This window comes from uncultured Xanthomarina sp. (assembly GCF_963971605.1).
Taxonomy (GTDB): Bacteria; Bacteroidota; Bacteroidia; order Flavobacteriales; family Flavobacteriaceae; genus Xanthomarina; species Xanthomarina gelatinilytica.
Map to the genome: position 1 here is coordinate 1 of NZ_CAXATZ010000063.1, position 6,693 is coordinate 6,693.

The window sequence follows — 6,693 nt, forward strand, 5'->3', positions numbered from 1 at the left end:
ACAAAGACAGGCCTTTTCGGTGATTTTTGCTTTAGCGTTCTCGTACATATTTTGTGAAACCTCAAACTTTTTGCTTTCCAGTTCCTGTAATTTCACATCCTGATATTTTTTGGATGCTGTACAAATACCTTCTGGACCAAATTCCTTGCTTAAAGCCAAAAATTTCTTCGGACAAGAACTGCCAGCCTTGTTATCATTGATACGTTTTTGTTTGAAGAATTCGTTGGTGGTTCCTTTAATAGTATTAAAAGGGACGCCTAAAGGCGAAATACCACTTAAGTATAAGTCTTTCTCTTGCGCTTTGGCCAACAAATCCCTTGTTTGCTTATCTACGGAAGTGGCTTCTGGCACCAACAAAAAAGGGGTTCCCCAACCTACGGAGTCCACTTGATAATTTTCAAGAAGAAATTCGTGTTCACTGGCAGTTCCCACACCTCCTTGAACCGTAATTTTTAAATCCAAAGGTTGTTGTGGAGCATCTATTCCTTTTTGATCCAATGCTTTAACCAAGACCTCGTGCGTATCTTGTATCAAAGCTTCTTTTTTATTTTTAAATTCCTCTAAAATAGGACCCAATAAAAAACCTTCCGTGGCAAAGGCATGACCTCCACAATTTAAACCGGATTCTATTCTGTATTCTGAAACCCAAAGCCCTTTTTTAGCTAAAAACCTACCTTGTATGGTAGCGGAACGGTAATCGCTAACCTTTAAAATAATTTTCTTTGTCAATTGTCCTTGTGAGTTTGGAAAAAAGTCTTTAAAATTCTCAAAATAACTGTACAATCTCGGATTCATACCAGCAGAGAGCACAACAGAGGAGTTTAAGTCACTCTCGGCAAAACCTCGAAGTGACGCATGCGCATCGTTAAATTCCACAGGCAATGGGTCGCCTTTCACAAAATTATCCTTATCTACTTTGGTCATGATATTTACATCAATGTCTCCAGGTTTTAAATGTGTTTCCAGATAATTTTTAATGTTGTCTTTTAACAACGTACCTTCATTTAAAAACCCAGAAAGACCTTCTTTAAAAGACGATGTATTAGGTAAGGTTGCCAAAAATTTTTCTAAAGTTTCTTTACTCTCAGACAGTTCTGCCTTAAATTTTGCAAACTTGTCCTTAACAATGCTGTCCACCAAATTTAAATAAGAGGTAATGCGCTTGGCACGATAATCCTCGGCTTTTTTTGAAATCTCCCTATAGGGTAAATTAAATTTTTTACTGTAAAACGCATTCATTTTCTCCATGAGCTCATCGTCTATAATAGAAATTACAGAAGAAATACCGTATTGAGCCACACGAATGGGACTATCTATGGTATAAGCCAAACCCATAACTGGAATATGAAATGTATGAAGGGATCTTGATAAAGTCATCTTTTTAATTTTTTTTAAAATTAAATAAGCGACAAATATGAGAAATCCTTCTTAGCCAAAAGATGATAAATATCATACCTTTTGGTCTTTTTTAGAATTAGTTTAAAAAAATTATTAATTCTTTATAAGTTATAGCTTTTAAAGGTATTAATTTAAGTTTCTACTTAAATTTACATTCAAAATATTTTATTATGATAAATGCCAATTCAACCTTAAATTTTCCTTGTGGTAAATCCATGAAAAATAGATTTATGTTAGCTCCATTAACCAACCAACAAAGCCATGAAAATGGCAAACTCTCTGAAGATGAATTAAAATGGTTAACAATGAGAGCAGAAGGAGGATTTGGGTTGGTAATGACATGCGCATCGCATGTGCAAGAAATTGGAAAAGGGTTTCCTGGTCAATTAGGTATTTTTAGTGATGATCTAAACGAAGGACACATAAAATTAGCATCTCGAATTAAAGAACATGGAAGTTTAGCTGTAATTCAGTTACATCATGCTGGAATGCGAACTCCAGCTGAATTAATAAATGAAAAACCTGTTTGCCCTTCTGATAATGAAGAAACAAAATCAAGAGGCCTTACTTTAGAAGAAGTTAAACAACTAAGAGACAGTTTTATTTCAGCAGCTATTCGGGCTAAAAAATGTGGTTATGATGGTGTGGAAGTTCATGGTGCTCATGGATATGTTTTAACCCAATTTTTAAGTTCAGAATTAAATAAAAGAACGGATGAATATGGTGGATCATTAGTAAATAGGTCTCGACTTCTATTTGAAATAGTTAATGCCATTAGAGAAACATGTGGTGAAAGTTTTTTACTTGGTGTTAGATTGTCTCCAGAAAGATTTGGAATGGACATTGATGAAATAAAATGGGTTTGTCAGAAATTAATCGATGATGGAGCTATTGATTTTCTTGATATATCCTTATGGGATTGTTTTAAAATGCCCTATGAAGAAAAATATCAAAACATCAGTTTATTAGAACATTTTAAATCCTTAAATTTTAAACATGTAAAATGGACTGTTGCTGGAAAAATTAGTAATGCTGCCGATGTGCAAAAAATATTAGATTCTGGAGTGGATTTTGTAACTATAGGGAAATCGGCTATATTACATCATAACTTTCCAAAATTGGTTATAGAAAATCCTAATTTTAATCCAATAGCTATTCCTGTTTCAAAAGAACACCTTACAAAGGAAGGATTAGGCAAAAAGTTTATTGAATATTTAAATAGATGGCCTGATTTTGTGAAAAAATAAAAGTTAATGTATGTGTTTCTATAAGATAGTTTTATGGAAACAGAACCCAGTCTATATAACATGGTTTAAATGCCCTTACTTTTGTATATGATGTTACATTTATTCTTCTATAAAAAAAGATATTTTTACTAACGTTTTAAACCTTCTTCTCAGGTCACATTAAGAAATTAGTATAGTCAATTACACCTTTTTACTGTACATATAATTATTTAAACTCATAAAGCATTAGCACAAAATCAAGCAGTTAAAAATCTTTATTTAGATTTATTATAAATAATTTGGGTATATCGAAAATCATAAATAGTTTTGCCGAAAATCAACTAATTATATTAAGTCTAAATAAAAACAAATGAAATACCCATTACAAATCCTAGCATTTATACTATTTACACACTTTTCTTTTGCACAACAAGCTACTATTACTGGAACCGTTACAGACAGTAACCAAATGCCAATAATAGGTGCCAACGTGTCCTTAAAAAATACCTCTAAAGGAGCTCAAACAAACGAAAAAGGTAGCTTTGATATTTCCAATCTTGAAAGTGGCGATTATGTGTTAACCCTCTCCTATTTGGGTTTTAAGACTAAAGATATTGCCCTATCCATTTCCAACAATCAAAATCTGGACTTGGGAAACATAACCCTGTATGAAGGAAATGAAATTTTAACTGAAGTAGTAATCAATGGAGAACGTAGAAATATGTTTTCCAGAAAGAAAACAGCTTATGTATCTAAGCTTCCTTTAAAAGACATAGAAAACACACAGGTTTATAGTACGATAACCAATGAAATTTTAAAATCACAAACCGTTACAAATTTCGATGATGCCTTGAAAAACGCCACTGGAGTCGAGCAATTATGGACCTCAACTGGACGTGGTGGAGATGGAGCTGGTTACTACTCGCTTCGTGGATTTTCTGTGCAACCCCAATTGGTAAATGGCTTACCTGGCTTAACCAACGGAACCATAAATCCTGCAAATATTGAACGTATTGAAGTTCTTAAAGGACCATCTGCCACATTGTTTGGTAATGCTGTTAGTTCTTATGGTGGACTTATTAATGTGGTAACCAAAAAACCTTATGTGGGCACAGGTGGAGAATTATCATTTACTTCGGGTTCTTACGGATTAAATCAAATTGTAGGTGATTTCAATACTGCCTTAAGTAAAAAAGAGAATATTTATTTCCGTTTAAACACAGCTTACACAACAGAACAAAGTTTCCAGGACGCAGGATTTAGAAAATCGTTTTTTATAGCACCTTCTCTATCGTATAAAGTAACCAATAGACTGTCCTTTTCTTTTTATGGTGAAATCACACAGGCCGAACAAACCAATCCTACCTTTTTGTTCTTAAACAGAAGTGCGCCTTCGGCAGCATCAAACCTGGACGAATTAGGCTACAACAACAAGTTGTCTTTTACCAGTAACGATTTAACCTTGGAAAACCCAACACAAAACTATCGTGTGGAAATGGACTATAAATTATCAGATACTTGGCAATCACAAACCTTATTATCTACCAGTAACACATCAACCAAAGGATATTATTCCTATTTATTTGATTATGGAATATTGGAAGGAAACACCTTTACAAGGTTTGTTAACAAGCAAAATGCAAACACACAAACCACAGACATCCAACAAAATTTTATAGGTGATTTTAAAATAGCATCTTTAAGAAACAGAGTGGTTATTGGTTTGGATTATTTTAATGAAACCCAAACAAACAATAGCACAGGATATGCCTTTTATGGAAATGTCACTCCAGATGGTGGAACCAATGGCGACAACCCGTTCACATCAGTAGTTGAAACAGATTCTTATCCGTTATCTACTGCAGGAGTTGATGCAGCTTTAGCATCCCAAGGCGTGAGCAATGTAAAATCTAAAAATCATATCTATAGCTTATATGTTTCGGATGTGGTAGATATTACCGAAAACCTATCGGCTATGGTTGGTCTTCGCTTGGATCATTTTGATAATGAAGGCGACCTAACAAATCCTGATGATGATTATAACCAAACCACACTTTCTCCAAAATTTGGAATCGTATACCAACCCATTAAAGACCAACTTGCAGTTTTTGCCAATTATCAAAACGGCTTTACAAATGTAGCGCCTCAATTGGTTGGAAATCCAGATGATGGTCCACAAACCTTAAAAACATTCGATCCAGAACAAGCCAACCAATTAGAGTTTGGCGTGAAAACTAACCTGTTTAGCAACCGATTGAATGTTACAATGAGTTACTACGATATTAAAGTTAAAGATAGGGTAATTACAGATCCATCTTCGCCTTTTAACAAAATACAAGGTGGAGAGGTCGTTAGCAAAGGATTTGAAATTGAACTGAATGCCAACCCTGTAAATGGTTTGAACATTAGAGCTGGCTTCAGTAATAATGATAGTGAAACCACTAAGTCCGACAATACCGAAATCCTAAATAAAAGACCTCTTGAAGCAGGACCTGAAACCTTGTATAATTTCTGGGCTAACTATGAGTTTCAAGAAGGGGCTTTGGATGGGTTTGGACTTGGTTTTGGTTTTAATGGAGCAAGTGAGCGTTATGCCATTAATTACGAATCTACTGGCGATTTTATATTGCCAAGTTACACCATTGCCAACGCATCAGTGTTTTATCAAGCCAACAAATACAGAATTGGTTTGAAACTAAACAATGCGTTCAACAAAGAATACTATAAAGGTTGGACAACCATTAATCCACAAACACCTAGAACCTTTTTGGCAAACTTTTCATATCAATTTTAATAAGTATGTATGTAAAGAGCAACTTATTTAAAAGTTGCTCTTTTAAAAATAATATTAATGACATTTAAAAAATTTATATTCCAGTTACACAAAATTTTAGGCCTTACAACAGGCCTTGTGGTTTTTATTGTAGCTATTACAGGTTGTTGCTGGGCTTTTAAAGAGGAAATAGAAAGCCTGTACGACGACTATAAAAAAGTGGTTCCACAAAACCAAGCCATTTTAACTCCAACCCAAGCCAAACAACTTGCTAAAAACGTGTTTCCTAACAATACAGTACATGGTACCTTATTTAAAAAAGCAGATGATGCCATTGAAGTCATTTTCTACGATGCAGAACCTGAATTTTATCAAAGTGTGTTTTTAAACCCTTACTCTGGTAAAGTCATTCAAGTTGATGACCATTTATCTGGTTTTTTTGCATTTATATTGAAAGGCCACATGCGAATGTGGTTACCCAAGGACATAGGCGAACAGGTGGTTGGAGCTTCTATATTAATCTTCATAATGATTATTATATCTGGATTCATACTTTGGATTCCGAAGAAAAAAAAGAATTTAAAACAACGTTTAAAATTCGATTGGAAAAAAACCACACGTTGGAAACGTAAAAATTTCGATTTGCACACCATTATTGGATTTTATGTTTGTTCATTGGCATTGATTTTAGCTTTTACAGGCTCTGTGATTTCATACAACTGGTTGAAATATGTGGTTTATAAATCTACAGGAGGTGACAAAGTTCCAGCTTTTATAATTCCTGAAAATAAAAGTGAAGTTACCATGAATGAAGGCATAATACCAATGGATACCTTGATAGTTAAACTTTTAAAGGAATCGCCAGATGCAGAGTCTTTTGAGCTGCATTATCCCAAAACTGATGAGGAAAGTATTTATGTGGAAGTATCCAATAGCAAAGGGCTATATTACGATTCGGATTATAGGTTCTTTGATCAAAACACCTTAGAGGAATTGGAAACACCTGCCATTTACGGGAAATATCAAGATGCCAAGTTTGCCGATAAAATTCTACGTATGAATTATGATATACATATTGGAGCCATTGGAGGGATTGCTGGAAAAATTCTGGCCTTTTTAATAAGTTTGCTCACAGCTACTTTGCCTGTTACTGGAGTATTAATGTGGTATGGAAGGCGTTATAAAAAAAAGTAACTGATGTTTAACGAAGAACAAAGAACATCCTTGTAATATTTTAAGCCAAAAAGCCCCTACATCTCTGTAAGGGCTTTCTTTTGTTAAGCTCCCCTTCCCGAT

At 34.3% G+C, this 6,693-nt stretch carries 4 protein-coding genes; 3 read left to right on the top strand and 1 reads right to left on the bottom strand.

Annotated elements, in window-relative coordinates; all coding sequences use genetic code 11:
• The coding region (locus tag AACY93_RS13520) for a hypothetical protein (RefSeq protein WP_339612146.1) at window positions 1-1,377 on the bottom strand (1,377 nt) is incomplete at its 3' end.
• Window positions 1,378-1,568: 191 nt separating this feature from the next.
• Between AACY93_RS13520 and AACY93_RS13525 the strand changes: the two genes are divergently transcribed.
• The 3 genes from AACY93_RS13525 to AACY93_RS13535 all read left to right on the top strand — a co-directional run bounded on the left by AACY93_RS13525 (window position 1,569) and on the right by AACY93_RS13535 (window position 6,591).
• Entirely contained in the window at window positions 1,569-2,645 is a 1,077-nt protein-coding gene (locus AACY93_RS13525; RefSeq protein ID WP_339612147.1) for an NADH:flavin oxidoreductase, read from the top strand.
• Between the two features lie 349 nt (window positions 2,646-2,994).
• Entirely contained in the window at window positions 2,995-5,418 is a 2,424-nt protein-coding gene (locus AACY93_RS13530; RefSeq protein WP_287005766.1) for a TonB-dependent receptor, read from the top strand.
• A 57-nt stretch (window positions 5,419-5,475) separates the two neighbouring features.
• Entirely contained in the window at window positions 5,476-6,591 is a 1,116-nt protein-coding gene (locus AACY93_RS13535) for a PepSY-associated TM helix domain-containing protein (protein ID WP_287005765.1), read from the top strand.
• Window positions 6,592-6,693: the final 102 nt, after the last annotated feature.